At 64.3% G+C, this 19,023-nt stretch carries 19 protein-coding genes; 15 read left to right on the forward strand and 4 right to left on the reverse strand.

Annotated elements, in window-relative coordinates; all coding sequences use genetic code 11:
- The first annotated feature begins 2 nt into the window (after window positions 1–2).
- The 12 genes from KOL99_RS10925 (at window position 3) to KOL99_RS10980 (ending at window position 11,547) form a co-directional block, all read left to right on the forward strand.
- A complete protein-coding gene (locus KOL99_RS10925) occupies window positions 3–1,115 on the forward strand; it encodes a CgeB family protein (RefSeq protein WP_216510510.1) in 1,113 nt (370 codons plus the stop codon).
- A gap of 132 nt (window positions 1,116–1,247) precedes the next feature.
- Window positions 1,248–2,357, forward strand: coding sequence for a CgeB family protein (locus KOL99_RS10930; RefSeq protein ID WP_216510511.1), 1,110 nt, complete (start codon window positions 1,248–1,250; stop codon window positions 2,355–2,357).
- Entirely contained in the window at window positions 2,354–3,409 is a 1,056-nt protein-coding gene (locus KOL99_RS10935; protein WP_216510512.1) for a CgeB family protein, read from the forward strand. The genes KOL99_RS10930 and KOL99_RS10935 overlap by 4 nt, the downstream gene beginning before the upstream one ends.
- Window positions 3,406–4,203, forward strand: a complete 798-nt coding sequence (locus KOL99_RS10940; protein WP_328760134.1) for a TIGR04290 family methyltransferase — start codon at window positions 3,406–3,408, stop codon at window positions 4,201–4,203. Before KOL99_RS10935 ends, KOL99_RS10940 begins: the two co-directional genes overlap by 4 nt.
- 257 nt (window positions 4,204–4,460) lie before the next feature.
- Window positions 4,461–5,273, forward strand: coding sequence for a TOBE domain-containing protein (locus tag KOL99_RS10945; RefSeq protein ID WP_216510513.1), 813 nt, complete (start codon window positions 4,461–4,463; stop codon window positions 5,271–5,273).
- A gap of 115 nt (window positions 5,274–5,388) precedes the next feature.
- Window positions 5,389–6,255, forward strand: a complete 867-nt coding sequence (locus KOL99_RS10950) for a substrate-binding domain-containing protein (protein WP_216510514.1) — start codon at window positions 5,389–5,391, stop codon at window positions 6,253–6,255.
- Window positions 6,256–6,954, forward strand: coding sequence for an ABC transporter permease (locus KOL99_RS10955; RefSeq protein ID WP_216510515.1), 699 nt, complete (start codon window positions 6,256–6,258; stop codon window positions 6,952–6,954).
- On the forward strand, window positions 6,951–8,051 hold the full coding sequence (locus KOL99_RS10960; RefSeq protein ID WP_216510516.1) for an ABC transporter ATP-binding protein: 1,101 nt from the start codon (window positions 6,951–6,953) through the stop codon (window positions 8,049–8,051). The genes KOL99_RS10955 and KOL99_RS10960 overlap by 4 nt, the downstream gene beginning before the upstream one ends.
- A 76-nt stretch (window positions 8,052–8,127) precedes the next feature.
- On the forward strand, window positions 8,128–8,463 hold the full coding sequence (locus KOL99_RS10965; protein WP_216510517.1) for a DUF2845 domain-containing protein: 336 nt from the start codon (window positions 8,128–8,130) through the stop codon (window positions 8,461–8,463).
- Between the two features lie 171 nt (window positions 8,464–8,634).
- Complete coding sequence (locus tag KOL99_RS10970) at window positions 8,635–9,198, forward strand: manganese efflux pump MntP (protein WP_216510518.1); 564 nt, start codon at window positions 8,635–8,637, stop codon at window positions 9,196–9,198.
- 178 nt (window positions 9,199–9,376) lie between these two features.
- A complete protein-coding gene (locus KOL99_RS10975) occupies window positions 9,377–11,095 on the forward strand; it encodes a hybrid sensor histidine kinase/response regulator (protein WP_216510519.1) in 1,719 nt (572 codons plus the stop codon).
- A gap of 11 nt (window positions 11,096–11,106) precedes the next feature.
- Window positions 11,107–11,547 carry an EamA family transporter gene (locus tag KOL99_RS10980; RefSeq protein ID WP_216510520.1) on the forward strand — a complete coding sequence of 147 codons (441 nt, stop codon included), beginning with the start codon at window positions 11,107–11,109 and terminating at the stop codon, window positions 11,545–11,547.
- 9 nt (window positions 11,548–11,556) lie between these two features.
- Here the strand turns inward: KOL99_RS10980 and KOL99_RS10985 are convergent, their stop codons facing one another.
- Together KOL99_RS10985 and KOL99_RS10990 are read right to left on the reverse strand one after the other, a co-directional pair.
- Window positions 11,557–11,832 (reverse strand): DUF2917 domain-containing protein, encoded by a 276-nt coding sequence (locus KOL99_RS10985; RefSeq protein WP_216510521.1) that lies wholly within the window; start codon window positions 11,830–11,832, stop codon window positions 11,557–11,559.
- A gap of 200 nt (window positions 11,833–12,032) precedes the next feature.
- A complete protein-coding gene (locus tag KOL99_RS10990; protein ID WP_216510522.1) occupies window positions 12,033–13,010 on the reverse strand; it encodes a GlxA family transcriptional regulator in 978 nt (325 codons plus the stop codon).
- Between the two features lie 197 nt (window positions 13,011–13,207).
- Between KOL99_RS10990 and KOL99_RS21995 the strand changes: the two genes are divergently transcribed.
- Together KOL99_RS21995 and KOL99_RS11000 are read left to right on the forward strand one after the other, a co-directional pair.
- Window positions 13,208–13,435 carry a DUF4160 domain-containing protein gene (locus KOL99_RS21995; protein ID WP_216510523.1) on the forward strand — a complete coding sequence of 76 codons (228 nt, stop codon included), beginning with the start codon at window positions 13,208–13,210 and terminating at the stop codon, window positions 13,433–13,435.
- Window positions 13,432–13,875: a DUF2442 domain-containing protein gene (locus tag KOL99_RS11000; RefSeq protein WP_216510524.1), complete on the forward strand. Its 444-nt coding sequence runs from the start codon at window positions 13,432–13,434 to the stop codon at window positions 13,873–13,875. Before KOL99_RS21995 ends, KOL99_RS11000 begins: the two co-directional genes overlap by 4 nt.
- Before the next feature lie 70 nt (window positions 13,876–13,945).
- Here the strand turns inward: KOL99_RS11000 and KOL99_RS11005 are convergent, their stop codons facing one another.
- Window positions 13,946–14,449 carry a ferritin-like domain-containing protein gene (locus KOL99_RS11005; protein ID WP_216510525.1) on the reverse strand — a complete coding sequence of 168 codons (504 nt, stop codon included), beginning with the start codon at window positions 14,447–14,449 and terminating at the stop codon, window positions 13,946–13,948.
- Between the two features lie 226 nt (window positions 14,450–14,675).
- On the opposite strand from KOL99_RS11005, the gene KOL99_RS11010 reads away from it, so the two are divergent.
- Window positions 14,676–16,295 carry an NADP-dependent glyceraldehyde-3-phosphate dehydrogenase gene (locus tag KOL99_RS11010; RefSeq protein WP_216510526.1) on the forward strand — a complete coding sequence of 540 codons (1,620 nt, stop codon included), beginning with the start codon at window positions 14,676–14,678 and terminating at the stop codon, window positions 16,293–16,295.
- Window positions 16,296–16,301: 6 nt separating this feature from the next.
- Here the strand turns inward: KOL99_RS11010 and KOL99_RS11015 are convergent, their stop codons facing one another.
- Window positions 16,302–18,914: a GGDEF/EAL domain-containing response regulator gene (locus tag KOL99_RS11015; protein ID WP_216510527.1), complete on the reverse strand. Its 2,613-nt coding sequence runs from the start codon at window positions 18,912–18,914 to the stop codon at window positions 16,302–16,304.
- Between the last annotated feature and the right edge of the window lie 109 nt (window positions 18,915–19,023).

Raw genomic sequence — 19,023 nt, forward strand, 5'->3', positions numbered from 1 at the left:
CCATGCGCATCGCGATGTTTTACCACTCCATCCTTTCAGACTGGAACCACGGCAACGCCCACTTCCTGCGCGGCATCGTCACCGAACTGGGCCAGCTCGGGCACCAGGTGACGGTCTACGAGCCGGAGAACGGCTGGAGCTACAGCAACATGCTGCGCGACAGCGGCGACGCGGCCCTGCGCGGCTTCGAGCGCGCCTATCCCGGCCTTGCCGGCACCCGCTATCGCCTGGATGACCTGGACCTGGAGCACGCCCTGGCGGGCGCCGACCTGGTGATCGTCCACGAGTGGAACGAGCATGAGCTGGTCCGCCGGATCGGGGCGCACCGCAAAAAGGGTGGTCGCTACCGGCTCCTGTTTCACGACACCCACCACAGAAGCGTCACCGACGAGCCGGCCATGGCGGCCTACGACCTCTCCGGCTTCGACGGCGTTCTGGCCTACGGCGCGAGGATCAGGGAGATCTACCTGGCGCGCGGCTGGGCCAAGCGGGTCTGGCTCTGGCACGAGGCTGCCGACGTGCGGGTCTTCCGCCCCCTGGAGTCTCCCGACAAGGTCGGCGACGCGGTCTGGATCGGCAACTGGGGCGACGACGAGCGCAGCCAGGAGATCCGGGAGTTCTTCGTGGAGCCGGTGCGGCGGCTGCACCTGAAAGGGGTGGTGTACGGCGTGCGCTACCCGAAACAGGCGCTGCAGCTCCTGGCCGAGGCGGGGATCGGCTACGGCGGCTGGCTCCCCAACTTCGAGGTGCCAAGGGTGTTCAGCCGGTTCCGGCTCACCGTCCACATACCGCGCCGCCCCTACCTGGAGGCCCTGCCGGGCATTCCCACCATCCGTCCCTTCGAGGCGCTGGCCTGCGGCATCCCGCTGGTCTCCTCCCCCTGGGTCGACAGCGACGCGCTTTTCACCGGTGGCGCCGATCTCCTCTACGCCCGGGACGGGCGCGAGATGGAACGGCAGATGCGGAGCCTGCTGCACGATCCGGAGCTGGCCAAAAGCCTTGCCGAGCACGGCAGACAGACCATCCTCGCCCGGCACACCTGCCGCCACCGCGTGGAGGAACTGCTGGCCATCTGCCGGGAACTTGGCCTGGGAACTGGGGATTCTCGACTGTAGGCAGGTAGAGTTGTCAACTACGGGAATGCACGTGAACTAACGTCCCCTTCTTTGCGAAGGGACCGGGGGGATCTGTTCGTAGCTGCAGATAGGTATCGGGCTTCAAATCTCTCTTTTCAGAAAGGAACCACCATGGCTGCACCCCTCAACATCGCCTTCTTCGCCTCGAGCCTGGTCTCCGCCTACTGGAACGGCGCGGCCACCTACTACCGCGGCATGGTGCGGGCCCTGTCCCGCCTCGGTCACCGCATCACTTTCTACGAGCCCGACGCCTACGAGCGGCAGGCGCACCGGGACATCGAGGACCCGGACTGGGCCAAGGTCGTGGTCTACCCGGCCACCGAGGACGGGGTGTTCCGCTCCCTTGAGGCCGCCCGGGGCTCCGACCTCATCATCAAGGCGAGCGGGGTCGGCGTCTTCGACGAACTGCTCGAGCGCGAGGCGCTCCGCCTCAAGTGCGTCGGGACCCAGGTGATCTTCTGGGACGTGGACGCGCCGGCAACGCTGGAGCGGATCGGCGGCGACGTCAACGACCCCTTGCGCGCCCTCATCCCGCGCTACGACCTGGTGCTCACCTACGGCGGCGGCGACCCCATCGTCGCGGCCTACCGCCGTTTCGGCGCGCGCGGCTGCATCCCCATCTACAACGCGCTCGACCCCGACACCCACTACCCGGTCCCCCCGGAGGCGCGCTTCAAGGCTGACCTCTCCTTCCTGGGCAACCGCCTCCCCGACCGTGAGCGCCGGGTGGACGCCTTCTTCCTCTCGGTGGCCCGCAAGCTCCCAAGCCGCAGCTTCCTGCTCGCCGGCAGCGGCTGGGAGGACAAGGATCGCCCCGGCAACGTCCGGTACCTGGGTCACCTCGGGACCGGGGACCACAACGCCTTCAACTGCAGCTCCAGGGCGGTGCTCAACGTGAGCCGCGACGGCATGGCGCGCAACGGCTTCTCTCCTGCCACCCGCGTCTTCGAGGCCGCCGGCGCCGGCGCCTGCATGATCACCGACCGCTGGGACGGCATCGAGGAATTCTTCGAGCCGCAGCGGGAGATCTGTGTCGCGCAAAGCGGGGACGAGGTGGTCGAGGTCCTGGAACGGCTCACCCCGTCGGTCGCGGCGGCCATGGGGACGCGGGCCCTGGCGCGGGTACGGGCGCACCATACCTACGCGCACCGGGCCAGGCAGTTCCAGGAGATCTTCGCCGCCGGCCCGACCGATCACGGCTACATCGGAGGGGCGCCATGAAAATCGTCGTTTTCGGCCTGTCCATCACCTCCTCCTGGGGCAACGGCCACGCCACCACCTACCGCGGACTGTTGCGGGAGATGGGCCGGCGCGGTCACGAGATCCTGTTTTTGGAGCGGGACGCCCAGTGGTACGAGACGCACCGCGACCTGCCGGAACCTCCTTTTTGCACCACGCTGATCTACAAGTCGCTGGACGAGCTCTTCGCCGACTACGGCCCCGAGATCTGCGACGCCGACTGCGTCATCGTCGGCTCCTACGTCTACCAGGGGATCGAGGTGGGCACGTGGGTGAGCAAACACGCCAAGGGGATCAAGGCCTTCTACGACATCGACACCCCGGTGACCCTGGCCGCCCTGGCGCGGGGGGAGTGCCAGTACCTGAGCGAGGCTCTCATCCCCTGTTACGACCTGTACCTCTCCTTCACCGGCGGGCCGACCCTGGACCACATCGAGCGCCACTACGGTTCCCGCGCGGCGCGCGCCCTGTACTGCTCGGTTGATCCGATGGTGCACTTCCCGGTGCAGATCACTCCGCGCTGGGACCTTGGCTATCTCGGCACCTACAGCCGCGACCGCCAGCCCGGCCTGGAGCAACTGCTCTGCCAGCCGGCCTCGTCGTGGGAGAAAGGGCGCTTCGTGGTCGCCGGGGCGCAGTACCCTTCCGACCTCACGTGGTCCAAGAACACGATGCGCATCGAGCATCTCCCCCCGGAATGCCACAGCGAGTTCTACAGCTCGCAGCGCTTCACCCTCAACCTGACCCGCAAGCAGATGCAGATCGCCGGCTACTCCCCGAGCGTGCGACTCTTCGAGGCCGCTGCCTGCGCGGTCCCCATCGTGAGCGACCACTGGCCCGGGCTGGAGCAGTTCTTCGTGCCGGGGAAGGAGATCCTGCTCGCCTCGGCAAGCCAGGAGATGCTGCGCATCCTGCAGCGTTTTCCCGACGACGAGCGCCGCGCCATCGGCGAGCGCGCCCGCGCCCGGGTGCTGCAGTCCCACTCGGCCGCCTGCCGCGCCGAGGAACTCGAGGAGTACCTGACCGCGCTGTGAAAGAGAGGAAACGGATGACCCACGCCAAACCGAGAACCGTGGAAGACGACATCAGGGACCTTTCCCCCTGGTTCCACAACCTGCACCTCCCCGACGGCACCGAAACCGCCCCTGACCATTTCCTGGGTGACTTTCCCCGTTTCAAGTGGCGCGAGATATCGGCGTGCGTCCCCGAGGACCTGACCGGGTGGAGCGCCCTCGACATCGGATGCAACGCGGGTTTTTATTCCTTCGAGCTGGCACGCCGCGGCGCCCGGGTGCTCGGCATCGACTGCGACAACCACTACCTCGACCAGGCCAACTGGGCCGCAGGGCACTACGGCCTGCAGCACCTGGTGGAATTCCGCCAGATGCAGGTCTACGACCTCGCCCGGGTGAAGGGGAAGTTCGACCTGGTGCTGTTCATGGGGGTGTTCTACCACCTGCGCTACCCGATGCTGGCGCTCGACATCGTGGCGCAGAAGGCGGCCGGGCTCATGCTGTTCCAGACCATCACCATGCCCGGCCGCGCGGTCGCCGGACAGCCCGACTTCTGGATCAACGAACGCGAAGCGCTGCACGACGAGGGGTGGCCCAAGATGGCCTTCATCGAGGAGCGCTTCGCCGGGGACCCGACCAACTGGTGGATCGCCAACCACGCCGGGGTGGAGGCGATGCTCCGCTCGGCGGGGCTCAAGATCGCCGGGCATCCCGGCGACGAGATCTACCTCTGCCACCCCGACCCGGAGCACCCTTCCTGCATGACCACCTGGAACCGCTCTGAATACCTCTCGGCCACCAACGCCGGCGAATAGCCGGCGTCGCCTTCGGCTGCTCCGCTCCCCGCCACGCAACCGGCCGATTTGCCGTTTGAATCAAGGTATACACAACCAGCGCGCACTTTTTGTGTTTACGCTATAGCGTTTATGATATAACGTTGAGTCCGTAACGAGAGAGGCGGGTAGCATTCCCGGACTTTACTCTCAGTGATATCACCGTATACTGGGCCGATACCTGCAGATGCCTGTGCAAGAAGACTCGTCACAGTCTCTGCTTCTACACGAGGTGTGCATTGAGTCGTAGCGCAAAAAGCGGCATAGAGCTCGAAGGGGCTCTCTGGTTTCACAAGGATGAGCAGAAGTTCCTGGGACTGGACCGGATCGCGCTCTTGAGTAGGATCGACGAGCTCGGTTCCATCACCAAGGCGGCCAAGGCCGTCGGCATCAGTTACAAGAACGCCTGGGACCTGGTCAACATGATCAACAACCTCGCGGAAAAGCCGCTGGTGGAGCGGGTGACCGGCGGCAAAGGGGGAGGGGGGACGACCCTCACCGCCTACGGCAAGGAAGTGGTCAAGCAGTACGGCGTGCTCCAGGAAGAGCACCGGAGGTTCCTGGAGAACCTGGAGGGAAGGCTCGGCGACAGCGCCAGCCTGTACCGGCTTTTGAGGAGGATATCCATGAAGGTAAGTGCCCGTAACGTTTTGTCCGGAACCATCACCAAGATAACCAAGGGTGCGGTCAACGCGGAGGTGACCTTGGCCCTCACCGGCGGCGCGCCGCTGGTCGCCGTGATCACCAACGGCGCCGTCGAAAACCTCGCTCTCAAGGAGGGAAGCTCGGCCTACGCCATCATCAAGGCCAGCTCGGTCATGGTCGGCACCGACCTGCACGACGCGAAGATCAGCGCCCGTAACGTCATGTGCGGCACCGTGGCCAAGATCGTGGAAGGTCCGGTTTCCACCGAGGTCGACGTCGAGGTGGGAGGGGGCAACACCATCAGCGCGGTCATCACCCACGAAAGCGGCACGAGCCTCGGCCTCAAGGTCGGCGCCCACGCCTGCACCCTGTTCAAGGCCTCCAGCGTCATCCTCGGGGTGAGTTGACGTGAAAGGGGGGAAGGGCTGTGCCGTTCCCCCCTTTTTCAGGCCACCCGCTGTAGCAAGCACACCATAACGGTTGGTACCGTAGCAGGGTGAACATCATAAAAGGAGTTTGACAATGACCCGAATTTTCAGAATCTTGCCGCTGTTTGTCGCACTGTTCCTGCTCTCCGCAGTCGCCTCGGTCTCCACCGGGTGGGCCGCCGAGCAGAAGAACCTGATCCTCGCCACCACCACCTCGACCCAGGATTCCGGCCTTCTGGACGTGCTGATCCCGATCTTCGAGAAGCAGACCGGCTACTTCGTCAAGACCATCTCGGTGGGGAGCGGCCAGGCCATGAAGATGGGGGAAAAGGGTGAGGCGGACGTGCTCCTGGTGCACTCCCCGGACGCGGAGAAGAAGTTCGTGGCCGAGGGCTTCGGCGTGAACCGCAAGCTCGTCATGCACAACGACTTCATCGTGCTGGGACCGGCCAACGACCCGGCCAGGATCCGCGGCGCCAAGACCGCCGCCGACGCGCTGAAGAACATCGCCAAGACCAACGCGCTCTGGCTCTCCCGCGGCGACAACTCCGGCACCCACGCGAAAGAGAAGGGGCTCTTCAAGGCCGCCGGCATCAACCCGGAAGGTCAGAAGTGGTTCCAGCAGACCGGCCTGGGCATGGGCGAGACCCTGAACGTCGCCGCAGAGAAGAAGGGGTACCTCCTGGCTGACCGCGGCACCTACCTCGCGCTCAACAAGAAGGCGCACCTGGGGCTGGAAATCATGGTCCAGGGCGAGCCGAAGCTCCTCAACATCTACCACGTCATCGAGGTGAACCCGGCCAAGTGGCCCAAGGTGAACAGCGCCGGCGCCAGGGCCTTCGCCGACTTCATGGTCTCCAGGAAGACCCAGGATATCATCTCCACCTTCGGCAAGAAGGAGTTCGGCTCCCCGCTCTTCTTCCCGGATGCCGGCAAGAAACCGGATTCACTGGGGCTGTAAATGGACGTAATTCTCGAAGGTCTCACCAAGGCGTTCCAGCTCCTCGCGTCGCTCGACCGCGAGGTGCTGGGCATCGCCTTGCTGTCACTCAAGGTTTCCGGGCTCGCCACGCTCTTCTCGCTGGTGATCGGTCTTTCCGTGGGGACGCTGGTGGCGCTCACCAGCTTCCCCGGCAAGAAGATCCTGGTGAGCGTGGTGAACACGGGGATGGGGCTGCCGCCGGTGGTGGTGGGCCTCTTCGTGTCCATCATGCTCTGGAGAAACGGTCCTTTAGGATACCTGGAGCTCCTCTACACCCCGACCGCCATCGTCATCGCCCAGACCGTGATCGCGACCCCCATCGTCATGGGGGTCACCATCGGCGCCATGCAGAACCTCCCGGCGAACCTGAGGCTGCAGATCCTCGCCCTGGGCGCGACCCGCGTGCAGCTGGTCTGGATGCTGATCAAGGAGGCGCGACTGCCGCTCATGGCCGGCGTCATGGCCGGCTTCGGCGGGGTCATCTCCGAGGTGGGCGCCTCCATCATGGTCGGCGGCAACGTGAGGGGCTACACCCGCGTCCTCACCACCGCGACGGTGATGGAAACGGGAAGGGGCAACTTCGACATGGCCATTGCCCTGTCGGTGATCCTTCTGCTATTCTGCTTCGCCGTCAACTACATCCTCACCTACATCCAGCAGCGGGAAAGACCAAGATGACGCAGCAACCAAACCTGCTTGACCTGAAAGGGCTGAGGGTTGATCGAGGCGGCGTGACCGTGCTCGACGTACCCTCTTTTTCTTTGTGCCAAAACGAGTTCGTCTCGCTGATCGGCCCCAACGGCGCCGGCAAGTCAACCCTGCTCCTGTCGCTTTTGGGGCTCATGAAGCGGCAGACCGGCACCGTAACCTATCGGGGGAGCGCCGTCACCTCCCAGGCCCAGTGGCTCGACCTGCGCCGCCGCACCGCCATGGTGCTGCAGGAGCCGCTTCTGTTCGACAGCACCGTCTTCGACAACGTGGCCAGCGGCTTGAAGCTCAGGGGGCTTGGGCGCGCCGAGATCAAGAGCCGGGTCGCGACCTACCTGGAGCGCTTCAACCTCGCCCACATGGCGCAGCGCTCGGCGCGCAGGCTCTCCGGCGGTGAGGCCCGGCGGGTGAGCCTCGCGCGCGCCTTCGCCGTGGAGCCCGAGGTGATTTTCTTCGACGAGCCCTTCGCCAATCTCGACCCGCCCACCAGGCAGGCGCTCACCGAGGACATGGACCGCATCATCCGTGACCGGGGCATCGCGGCCATCCTGGTCACCCACGATCAGTCCGAGGCGCTCAGGATGTCGCAGCGCATCGTGGTGATGAACCGCGGCAGCATCGTGCAGCAGGGGACGCCGGCCGCCGTCATGAACCATCCGGTCAACGAATTCGTGGCCAACTTCGTAGGGATGGAAACCATCCTGGAGGGGGAGGTGGTCAGTAACCGGCAGCAGCAGTTGGCGGTCCGGGTCGCCGGCCGGGAGATCGACACGGTGGGGGACGAAGCGCCCGGCGTGCAGGTGTACTGCTGCATCCGCCCCGAGAATGTCACGGTGACGGTCGGGCATCCCGAGGAAAAAAGCAGCGCCAGGAACCACTTCCAGGGGCGCATCGTCGAAATCGCCGCCATGGGGCCGTTTCTGAAGCTGCGGCTCGACTGCGGGTTCCCGCTCACCGCCTACGTTACCCGCGAGTCGTTCACCGAACTGGCGCTGTACGAGGGGATGGAGATCCACGCCTCCTTCAAGGCCACCTCCGTTCATCTCATCTCCAGGCGGGCGGCGTAATTAGCGCTTTGCAAATGATCGCTTGTGCCTTATATTCCTACCTGTTTTGCCAACAGGAGGATCAGGAGGATAACGCATGAAAAACGCCCGTACCGTGATTGTCTCGCTCTCCGTCGTGATGCTGGCCGCCCCCGCCTTTGCCGATGGTGACACCATGAGGTGCAAGGGTGGCATCGTGTCGGTCGGCGACTCCGCGGGAGAGGTGCTCGCCAAGTGCGGCCAGCCCGCCACCACCACTCAGAGTTCCAAGAAGGTGGTGCAGAAGGATCAGCCGTACGCCTCGACCAAGACCATCACCAACATCATCGTCGACAACTGGATCTTCAACTTCGGTCGCAACGAATTCCAGTACCAGCTCGAGTTGCAGGACGGCCGGGTCTCCCGCATCCAGAGCCTCGATTACGGCTACTGAGCCTCGTGACGCGTGCCTCCTCCCTCTCCCTCTGGGAAGGGGCGGGGTGAGGGCATTTAAACGAGGAATCAGTGACCCGTATGGCAGCGCCCCCACCCGGCCTGCGGCCACCCTCTCCCGCAGGGCGAGGAGATGGACTGCGCCGGGAAACTGACTAACGCTGGAGTTTTAATGGATTGGATCAGCATTTTGGGCATCGCCCTGGCCCTGGCCATGGATGCCTTCGCCGTCGCCCTGGCTACCGGCGCGGTATTGAACCCGGTCACCGGGCGGCACCTGTTCCGCCTCGGCTTTCATTTCGGCCTGTTCCAGGCGCTCATGCCCATCGCGGGGTGGCTGCTCGGCCTCACGGTCCAGAAGTGGATCACCGCCTATGACCACTGGATCGCCTTCGCCCTCCTGGCCTACGTCGGTGGCAGGATGATCGTCGAGGCCTTCGAGGAGGACGATGACACCTCGCCGTCGGACCCGACCAAGGGGCTCACCATGGTGATGCTCTCGGTCGCCACCAGCATCGACGCCTTCGCCGTGGGCCTGTCGTTGGCCATGCTCGGGGTGAGCGTTTGGGTTCCTTCCGTGATCATCGGCCTGGTCGCCGGGGTCCTGACCGTCACCGGGATGCTCCTGGGGCGCCGGCTCGGGGACAACTGGGGCAAGCGCGTCGAGGTCTGCGGCGGTATCGTGCTCTGCCTGATCGGGCTCAAGATCCTCCTGGAGCACACGCTCTTGAAGTGAAAAAAATAGAAGTTGTTGCCCCCCGCTTACGCTCTCTGTCCATTCCAAGTTGTGCAAGTCTTATTGCTGTGAACGTATAAATAAGCTTGAACTGTCATAAAAGCCCAGTATATTTTCCCAATCAAAGTAGCCGCTCGTCCGAACCTGATGTAAGAACTGGTCTGTAACAGAGGGCCGAGTGACAGATTCTCTGAACCCCAGCGAAGAACTGTATCGCTTCATCATCGATACGATCCCCCAGATCGTCTGGACCGCCACGCCCGATGGCGCCCAGGACTTCGCGAACCTGCGCTGGTACGAGTTCAACGGCCTGATTCCCGGCGAGCCCGACCCCGAGCCATGGCGCAGCATCCTCCATCCCGACGACGTCGAAATCACCGCCCGGAAATGGAAACACTCCCTGGAGACGGGTGAGCCTTACAGCTGCCTGCACCGCAACCGGAGGTTCGACGGCCAGTACCGCTGGGTCCTGTCGCGGGCCGTCGCGCAGAAGGACGCGGACGGCCGCATCGTGCGCTGGATCGGCAGCGGCACCGACATCACCGAACAGAAGGTGGCCGAGGCCGAGCTGATCAGGTACCGGGACCACCTGGAAGACCTGGTCCGGGAGCGGACCGAGGAGCTGGTGGCGGCCAAGGAGCGGGCGGAGGTGGCCACCCGCGCCGTCCTCGAGGCCAACGACCAGCTGGAAATGCGGGTCGAGGCCCGCACTGCGGAGCTGAGAAGGACGGAACGGGAACTGCGCCAGGCGCAGAAGATGGAAGCCATCGGCACGCTCGCCGCCGGTATCGCCCACGACTTCAACAACATCCTCACCTCTATTCTCGGCTTTACCGACATGGTGCTGCACAAGGTGCCCGAGGGGGGTACCGGTCGGGCGGAGATGCAGCAGGTCTTCATCGCGGCGCAGCGGGCGGCGGACCTGGTGCGGCAGATCCTCAGTTTCAGCAGGCACAGCGAACAGGAAAGAAAGCCGGTGCACTTCTCAGGCGTCATCGACGACGCCTTCCGGCTGCTGCGCCCCTCGCTCCCCACCTCGATCGCCATGGTCAAGGATGTCGATGTTCCTTCCGATGCCGACAAGGTACTCGCCGATCCCACCCAGTTGCACCAGGTGCTGATGAACCTCTGCACCAACGCGGCCCACGCCATGCTGCCGGAAGGCGGCACCCTCACCGTCTCGCTGCACGCTGTCCCGGCAGGTTCTCCCCTGCTCGCCCCATACCCCTTCCTGGCCCCCGTGGATCACCTGCACCTGTTGGTGCGCGACACCGGACGCGGCATGGAAAGCCGCATACTGGAGCGGATCTTCGATCCCTACTTCACCACCAAGCCCGCGGGGGAGGGGACCGGCCTCGGTCTGGCCGTGGTGCAGGGGATCGTCAAGAACCACGGCGGCGTGATCGTGGTGCACAGCGAGCCGGGGGGTGGAACCTGCTTCGAGGTGTTCCTGCCGGCGGTTTCCCTGGAGATTCAGCGCGAAGAGGAACTGCCCGAGCAACTGCTGCAGGGAAGCGAGCGCATCCTGTTCGTGGATGACGAGGAGTCGCTCACGGTACTCGGGCAGGGGATCCTGGAGAACCTGGGCTACAGCGTGGTCATTGCCAGTAACAGCGTGGCTGCGCTCGATCTCTTCCGCGCCGATCCCTCGGGCTTCGACCTCGTCATCACCGACCTCACCATGCCCGGGCTGTCCGGGAAGGCGTTGGCCAGGGAGATCACGACGCTGCGCCCCGACATTCCCATCATCCTCTGCACCGGGTACAAAGAGACCGTCGACGAAAGGGATGCCGAGTACGGTATCCGCGCCTGCCTGATGAAGCCGTACACGTCGAGGACCCTGGGGCGGACCATCCGACAGGTGCTGGATCAAAAAAGCGATTCGCGTGAGCCATAAGGAGGTCAGGCATGTGGAACTACGTAACCCAGGCCCTCACCGCGCTGGTGAGCTTCGCTTTCATGGTGCTGTTCATGACCGCCGCGGTCAAACGCGGCGTCTCGGTCCAGTTCTCCATGCTGGTGCTCTCGCTGGTGCTCACGGTTAGCTTCGCCGCCTGGTCGGCGGGTGACTGGGGGATGTGGCCGGCCTGGAAGTCGGCGCTGCCCCTGCTTATCGCGGCGGGAGCCTGCAGCGTGCTCGGCAACTGGGCCATGTTCCTCGCCACCTCGTCGAGCGCCAACGCGGGGTACGCGCTGGCCATCATCGGCTGCCAGTCTGCCCTGGTGCTCTTGCTCTCCTGGTGGTTCCTGGGGGGCGAGATGCACTGGCTGCGACTGGTGGGGATCGCGACCTGCATCCTGGGCGTGGTGATCATCAGCTGGCCGGTCGCCCCGGCGGTGAAGGGGTAGCGGGGAAGGTCAGGCGGTGCGGGGGGAGGTGTCGGGCCAGGCCGTGGTGATGTGCAGCCCGGCGCGGCGCTCGCGGCAGGTCACGGTGAGGGTGGCGGGGGTGACCGCCTCGATGATGAGCGTCTCGCCGCGCAGCACCGCCAGGCGGGTTCCCTCCTGCAGGCAGTAGTCGCGGGTGTCCGAGGAGCGGGTGAGCCAGATCGCCCCGGCGACCAGCGACAGCGATTCGATGGCGTCATCGGTTCGCAGGGTGACAATCTCTCCTTCAGCCAATAGGTAGCGCATACAAACCTCCTCTTAGAACTTCTCTCAAAACGCTCATCCGGGAACTTCTGAGCCACTATCTTATGTTCACGAAGCAGATGGTGGTGGGGTGCAGCAAAGAGCAAATCCCCCCTGTCCCCTTCGCAAAGGGGGGGACGCCAGAGCACATGTACCTCTCGTGGTCACACTCCCACACTTCTCGAAATTCTCAGACGGACCCCTCAAAACCGGGTCCGGTAGGCGAGAGGGGTGACGCCGATGTCCCGGATGAAGGTGCGCCGCATCTGCTCGGCGCTGGTAAAGCCGCTGTCACGGGCGACCCGCTCCAGGGGCAGGGTGGTCTCCTCCAACAGGGCGACCGAGCGCTCCAGCCGGAGCTGGTCCAGGTACCTGGCCGGCGTCTTTCCCGTTTCGCGCAAGAACACCCGGGCGAAGTTGCGCGGACTCATCGCCGCCCTTTGCGCCAGGTCCTCCACCGTCGCCTTGCTGCACGGGTTCTCCCTGAGCCAGGCGAGGAGCGGCGCCATCTGTCCCCCCTCGACCATCTGGGCCCGGAGCTGGGTGCTGAACTGGGCCTGGCCCCCCGGGCGCTTCAGGAACATCACCAGGCGCCGCGCCACCGCGAGCGCCGTCTTCCTCCCGAAATCTTCCTCCACCAGGGCGAGCGCCAGGTCCATCCCCGCAGTCACCCCCGCCGACGTCGCCACCGAACCGTCGCGCGTGTAGATGGCGTCGTTCTCCACCAGCACCTCCGGGTAGTCGCGCCGCAGCCGCTCCAGGTCCATCCAGTGGGTGGTGGCCCGCTTCCCCTTTAACAGTCCCGCCTCGGCCAGGATCAGTGCCCCCGTGCAGACCGAGACCAGACGCCGCGCCCGCGGCCCCTCCATCGCCAGCCAGGAGATGAATCCTTCGTCCTTCATGACCTTGTCCAAAGCATCGTCCGGGCTTCCCGGAACCAAGATGGTGTCCGCCCTTTCAGCAATGTCCTGCCAGGCGTGGTCCGCCACGATGCGCACCCCCGGGCAGGTGCTGAAGGGGCCCGCCTTGTCCGCCAGGATCACGACCCGGTACCCCGGGCGCTGCGGCTCCATCTCGCCCAGGCAGCGGTTCAGCATGTTGAAGACCTCGATGGGCCCGGTTACGTCTAAGAGTTCAGCCCCTTCGTAGCCTGCTACCGCGATAGTGATAGGCGCGTCCATGGCACCTCCCGTTTCAGTCGTTGCTAGCCTGCCGGAATCATTGCACAACACCCGTTCACGTTCAAGGACAACGAACCAGCAGATCCTGCCATTTTTGCGCAAGACCCACAGACCGACTGTCGTCGCAAGTCACACAGCAGGAGGGAGTCCGGGCTGTGGGCTTGACATGGTGAAACCATTTCGCTACTATTCCTGCCATGCCAACCATCATCCGCTTTAGTACAAGCAGGTTGACCATCTACCCCAATGAACACGGTACACCTCACTTCCATTTGGAATTCATGGACGGTGACCGTTGCTCTGTTGCTATTGAGACGTTGGAGATATTGGTTGGTATCGTGAACCCGGCAAAGAAGATGGCCGAAGCTATGACGTGGGCGAATCAGGCTCTGCTGCTTGCTAAATGGGAGGAAATAACCAGATGAACAAACCGCCACGGATCGAAGAAGTTACTGCAACGGCACCTGCCAGTCTCGAAATTCGCTGGACTACCGGTGAAACCATGCAAGCTGATATCGGCGACTGGTTGGCCCGCTTCACTCTCCTGATGCCGATCAAAGATCCAAAACTCTTTGCCACGGCTCACGTAGGTTGGTATGGGCACAGCGTTGCATGGGGAGACGACATCGAACTCGGCGCCGACGAACTCTACAATCGCTGCAAGGCGCAGGCAGGTGAACCCTCTCCCGGGGAGTTCAATGAGTGGATGAAGCGCAACGATCTTTCGTTGTCAACCGCTGCAGAGGCACTTGGCATGACACGCAGGATGATCACTCATTACCGAACCGGTAGTAAGCCGATACCTCGCAGCATCTGGCTCGCCTGCATCGGGTGGGAGACCATAAAGCACAGGAATGCGGCGTGATTAACGAGAGGATACAGAAGCAAAAAGCCCCGTCCGTTCGGACGGGGCTTTTTGTATATCGATGGTTCAGCTACCCCTTCATCGCCCCCACCAGCAACTCGTAGTCCTCCAGCAGCGACTGCAGGTCTTCCTCGTGCTCGACCTCCTGCTGCAGGATGGTGAGCACCATGTTGTAGGTGACCGGATCCTTCTCGCGGGTCAGGTCCAAAAGCCGCTTGTACACCCCGATGGCGCACTGCTCCCCCTTGATGTTCTGCTCCAGGATGGTCTTCACGAAGGGATCGTCCGGCGCGTCGTAGCCGCAGTTGGTGAACTTGTACCACTCTTCGGGTTTGGTGACCGGGGACCCGCCCAGCTGGATGATGCGCAGCGCCACCATGTCGGCATGGGCCAGCTCCTCGGTGGCATGCACCAAAAGCTCGGCGCCGACCGCGTCCTTCATCGGCCCCTTCACCAGCTTGGCACCCAGCCAGTACTGGTAGTAGGCGAACCACTCGTCGCAGAAGGCGCGGTTCAACAGCGTCAGGAGTTCCTCGACGTCCATGCCGACTATTTCACGTCCCTTTGATCCCATACCCATATCTCCTTTGGTCGTTTCTGTGTCTTTGGGGAATAGCGCAGACTCAAAGGAGTATACTGGCGCTTTGTCATTGCGCAATCGCCCTCTGTGTCTCCCGCGACACCATCAAACAGGTTGACCCTGCTTCTGTGTTGGCGTATAGCTCATGAGTGACGCACACCGTCTACCAGAGGCCGGATCGAGCCGTCCGGCAATCACGTCTGTCAGCAAGGAAGGCAAAGTGAAGAAGAAGATCGCAGGACTGTCCCCGCTGCCGCAGGAAATCCCCGCTCCCTATCGCATAGAAAAACCAATCCGTCAGGACTACTACCTGATCGGCGGAGAGCTGCGCCGCTGGGATGGCCCCATGCAGGAGGTGCTCTCCCCGGTGCAGGTACTCGAGGCCGGCGAGCCGAAGGCGCAGAGGGTAGGGGAGGCGCCCGCGCTTTCCGTGGCGGCGTCGCTTGAGGCGCTCGACGTCGCCGTCGAGGCCTACGACAACGGCCGGGGCGCCTGGCCCACCATGTCGGTCGGTGAGCGCATCAGCTGCGTGACCTGCTTCAGCCGCGCCGTGCAGGCAAAGCGCGCCGAGGTGGTGAAACTCCTGATGTGGGAGATAGGCAAATCGCTCCAGGAGGCGGAGGCCGAGTTCGACCGGGCGCTCGCCTACCTGAAGGACACCGTCGAGGCGCTCAAGGAACTGGACCGCGTCTCGTCGCGCTTCGTGATCCAGCAGGGGATCATCGGCCAGATCCGCCGCGCCCCCCTGGGCGTCGTGCTCTGCATGGGCCCCTACAACTTCCCCCTGTACGAGACCTTCACCACGCTGATCCCGTCGCTGGTCATGGGCAACACCATCATCCTAAAGCCCCCCCGCTTCGGGATACTTCTGTTCGAGCCGCTTCTGGCAGCCTTCCGCGACTGCTTCCCGGCCGGCGTGGTCAACACCGTGTACGGCGACGGCGAGGTTGTGCTCCCCCCCCTGATGGCGACCGGCCGCGTCGACGTCCTGGGCTTCATCGGCACGAGCCGCGTGGCCGACGCCTTGCGCGCGAGCCATCCGCGTCCGCACCGGCTGCGCTGCGTGCTCGGCCTCGACGCCAAGAACCCGGCCATCATCCTTCCCGACGCGGACCTCGACCTCGCCGTCGAGGAGTGCGTCTCCGGCGCCCTGGGCTTCAACGGCCAGCGCTGCACCGCGCTCAAGATCATCTTCGTGCACCGCGCCATCGCCGAGCCGTTCCTGGAGGGGATGGCGCGGGGGATCGCGGCGCTCAAGTGCGGCGTTCCCTGGCAGGAAGGGGTCGCCATCACCGCGCTCCCCGAGCCGGAGAAGCCCGAGTACCTGGAGGGGCTTTTAAGAGACGCCGAGGCCTATGGCGCCCGCGTGGTCAACCCCGGCGGCGGCACGCGAAGCGGCTCCTTCTTCTACCCGGCCCTTTTGTACCCGGTGACCGACCGGATGCGGGTCTACCACGAGGAGCAGTTCGGCCCGGTGGTCCCGGTGGTGGTCTACGACGACCTGAAGGAGACCATCGACTACGTGGTGCGCTCCAACTACGGCCAGCAGGCGAGCATCTTCGGCCGGAACGAGGAGCAGCTGTCGCAGCTGATCGACGCCCTGGTGAACCAGGTCTGCCGCATCAACATCAACAGCAAGTGCCAGAGAAGCCCGGACAGCTTCCCCTTCAACGGCCGCAAGAACTCCGCCGAGGGGACCCAGTCCGTCGCCGACGCCCTGCGCGTCTTCTCGATCAGGATCGTGGTCGCCGCCCGGGAGACCGACGCCAACCGCGACATCATCACGGGCATCGTGAAGGAAAGAAAATCCCACTTCCTCTCCACCGATTACATCCTCTGACGGGGTTCAGCTCGTGGCGGGAGTGACGGGGCGGGGGGAGTGTTTGAGGTAGGGAACGATCTCCTCCGGCGGGAGGGGGCGGCTGAAGTAGTAACCCTGCACGATGTCGCAGCGCTGCCCAAGGAGGAAGCGGCACTGGGCCTCGGTTTCCACCCCCTCGGCGACGACTTCCTTGCCCAGGGTGTGTGCGAGCGCGATGGTTGCCGCGGCGATTTCGGCGTCGTCGGTGTCGGTGTCGATGTCCTGCACGAAGGAGCGGTCGATCTTCAACCGGTGCACCGGAAAGAGTTTTAGGTAGCTCAGCGACGAGTAGCCGGTGCCGAAATCGTCGATGGCCAGTTCCACCCCCATCTCCCTCAAGCCGCGCAGGTGCAGGATGGCCTCCGCAGGGTTGTCCATCGCCGAACTCTCGGTTATCTCCAGCTCCAGGAGGTTCGCGGCGATCCCGGTCTCGCGGAGGATCTCCAGCAACAGGGCGGGGAGGTTGTTTTGCCGGAACTGGCGCGCCGAGAGGTTGACCGATACCCTGAGTGGCGGCAGCCCCGCCTCGAGCCAGCTGGCGAGCTGGCGACAGGCGGCTTTCAGCGCCAGCTCTCCTATGGCGACGATCATACCGGTTTCTTCAGCCACCGGGATGAAGCGGTCCGGCGTCACCAGCCCGTGGGCCGGGTGCTGCCAGCGCAAAAGCGCCTCCACCCCGACCACCCGTCCGCTGCTCATCTCCACCTGCGGCTGGTAATGCAGCAGGAATTCGCCCCGCTCGATGGCCACCCTCAGGTCCCCTTCCAGGACCAGTCTTTCCTGCACCGTCTCGTTCATCTCCTGGGTGAAAAACTGGAAGTTGTTACGCCCGCCGGCCTTGGCGTGGTACATGGCGAGGTCCGCGTTCTTCATGAGTTCCTGGACCGTCTCGCCGTCGTCCGGGAAGATGCTGATGCCGATGCTCGGGGTGACGCTCAGCTCGTGACCTTCGACGTAGTAGCTCTGGGAGAGGGCATGCTGGATCTTCCCGATCGCGTGCGCCGTCGAGACGTTGGAGCGGATCAGGGGGAGCCCCACCACGAACTCGTCTCCGCCCAGCCGTGCCACGATGTCCGCGCTGCGTACCGATTCCAGGAGGCGCCCCGCCACCTGGAAGAGCAGGTGGTCGCCCACGTGGTGCCCCAGGGAATCGTTGATGTTCTTGAACCGGTCCAGGTCGATGAAGATCAGTGCCAGCCGGTTGGAGCAGCGCTTGGCGAGTTCCAGGGAGTGCCCCAGCCGCGCCATCAGGCTGAAACGGTTGGGGAGCTTGGTGACGGGGTCGTAGTGGGCCAGGTACTCGATCTTCTGGGCGTGCTGTTCCCGTTCTTGCAGGCGGCGTGACGTCTCTTCGAGGAGTGCCCGCTCCACCTCGAGCCTCTGGTCCTCGCGGCTCATGTTGCCGAGCGCGAAGGAGATGTCCGCCCCCATCTGGCGCAACAGTTCCACCTGTGGGCGGTCGAAGTAGTTTTTCTTGTCCGCGTAGAGGGTGAGGGCCCCGATGATGCGTCCCTCCTGCTGCAACGCGATGCTCGCCGAGGCGCGGATGCCGTAGGCTCTGCCACGCTCGTGCCAGGGGGCGGTGATGGCGGCGTCAAGGAAGTCGTTGCAGATGTAGAAACTGCCGTTCTTGATCGCGCTGGCCGTCGGGCCGCTCCCGGTCGGTTCCTGGTCCAGGGTGATGGTGACGCCGTTTAGGTAGGCGGTGGTCCCCCGCGCGGCGGCCACCCGCAACGCGGTCCCGGCATCGTTCACCAGCCCCACCCAGGCGAGCTTGAAGCAGCCGTGGTCGACGGCGATGCGGCAGAAGTCATGGAACAGCGATTCCCGGTCCTTGATGTGCACCACGGCCTTGCTCGTCTCCGAGAGCACCGAGTGCAGCCGGTTCAGCCTCCGCACGCATTCCTCGGCGCTTTCCCGGTCGGCTATCTCCTGTCTGAGCTCGTTGATGGTGTTTCTGAGTTCCCCGGTCCGCTTGGCGACCCTCGTCTCCAGCTCCTCGTTCAGCCTTCTGAGCGCGTCCTGCGTCTTCGAGATCTTCTGGTTCTTCTCCACGGCGAGTTCGTAGGTGGCCAGCAAAAGGTCGATGATCTGCGGCTTCGAGGCGGTGATGGCGTACCGGTTGCCGTAGTAGTTGCAACTGACCGTGCCGTCCTCGGCGGCGACGCAGCACCCCTGGTCACGCCGCAGGGCGGCGGCGACGCGGGAGAGCAGGATGTCCTTGTGGTAAGGCTTGGAGATGAAATAGTTGGCCCCGGCCTCGAGACTGCGCAGCACGTGGGTAGGGTCATTGAGGTGTGTGAGCAGGATGACCGGGAGCTGGCTGGCCTGCTTGAGCCCCCTGATCCGGCGGCACAGTTCGAAACCGTCGATGTCGGGCATGAGGACGTCGGAGATGACCAGGTCCGGCGCCGTCGCGTCGATCACCAGCAGGGCCTCGGTGGCGTCATGGCAGCCCAGCACGCGGTATCCCTCAGCCGACAGCAGGTGTTCCAACAGCTTCGCCTGCGTCGGGCTGTCGTCGACGAGCAGTATGGTGCACCCCTCCGCCGCTTCCTGCCGGTCCGATCGCCGTGCGTCTTTGGTGGCGCTAGCCATCTCTTCCCCCACGTGATGCTCAGCAGGTAACTGGCACGCTCGTGCCGCGGGGTTCGCCGCCCCGAGCCATTGCCCCGCAGTGGGGGCGCACCCCCCGCCGTTTGCGGAC

It is taken from the genome of Geomonas azotofigens (genome assembly GCF_018919395.1).
In the GTDB taxonomy this organism is placed as follows: domain Bacteria; phylum Desulfobacterota; class Desulfuromonadia; order Geobacterales; family Geobacteraceae; genus Geomonas; species Geomonas azotofigens.

Bases quoted from the DNA above. Each gene is read 5' to 3' on its own strand.
- KOL99_RS11000 (WP_216510524.1), top strand. From the start codon at position 13,432: ATGAACAAACCGCCACGGATCGAAGAAGTTACTGCAACGGCACCTGCC.
- KOL99_RS11005 (WP_216510525.1), bottom strand. From the start codon at position 14,449: ATGGGATCAAAGGGACGTGAAATAGTCGGCATGGACGTCGAGGAACTC.
- KOL99_RS10970 (WP_216510518.1), top strand. From the start codon at position 8,635: ATGGATTGGATCAGCATTTTGGGCATCGCCCTGGCCCTGGCCATGGAT.
- KOL99_RS10930 (WP_216510511.1), top strand. From the start codon at position 1,248: ATGGCTGCACCCCTCAACATCGCCTTCTTCGCCTCGAGCCTGGTCTCC.
- KOL99_RS10965 (WP_216510517.1), top strand. From the start codon at position 8,128: ATGAAAAACGCCCGTACCGTGATTGTCTCGCTCTCCGTCGTGATGCTG.
- KOL99_RS10990 (WP_216510522.1), bottom strand. From the start codon at position 13,010: ATGGACGCGCCTATCACTATCGCGGTAGCAGGCTACGAAGGGGCTGAA.
- KOL99_RS21995 (WP_216510523.1), top strand. From the start codon at position 13,208: ATGCCAACCATCATCCGCTTTAGTACAAGCAGGTTGACCATCTACCCC.
- KOL99_RS10955 (WP_216510515.1), top strand. From the start codon at position 6,256: ATGGACGTAATTCTCGAAGGTCTCACCAAGGCGTTCCAGCTCCTCGCG.
- KOL99_RS10950 (WP_216510514.1), top strand. From the start codon at position 5,389: ATGACCCGAATTTTCAGAATCTTGCCGCTGTTTGTCGCACTGTTCCTG.
- KOL99_RS10980 (WP_216510520.1), top strand. From the start codon at position 11,107: ATGTGGAACTACGTAACCCAGGCCCTCACCGCGCTGGTGAGCTTCGCT.
- KOL99_RS10985 (WP_216510521.1), bottom strand. From the start codon at position 11,832: ATGCGCTACCTATTGGCTGAAGGAGAGATTGTCACCCTGCGAACCGAT.
- KOL99_RS10960 (WP_216510516.1), top strand. From the start codon at position 6,951: ATGACGCAGCAACCAAACCTGCTTGACCTGAAAGGGCTGAGGGTTGAT.
- KOL99_RS11015 (WP_216510527.1), bottom strand. From the start codon at position 18,914: ATGGCTAGCGCCACCAAAGACGCACGGCGATCGGACCGGCAGGAAGCG.
- KOL99_RS10925 (WP_216510510.1), top strand. From the start codon at position 3: ATGCGCATCGCGATGTTTTACCACTCCATCCTTTCAGACTGGAACCAC.
- KOL99_RS10935 (WP_216510512.1), top strand. From the start codon at position 2,354: ATGAAAATCGTCGTTTTCGGCCTGTCCATCACCTCCTCCTGGGGCAAC.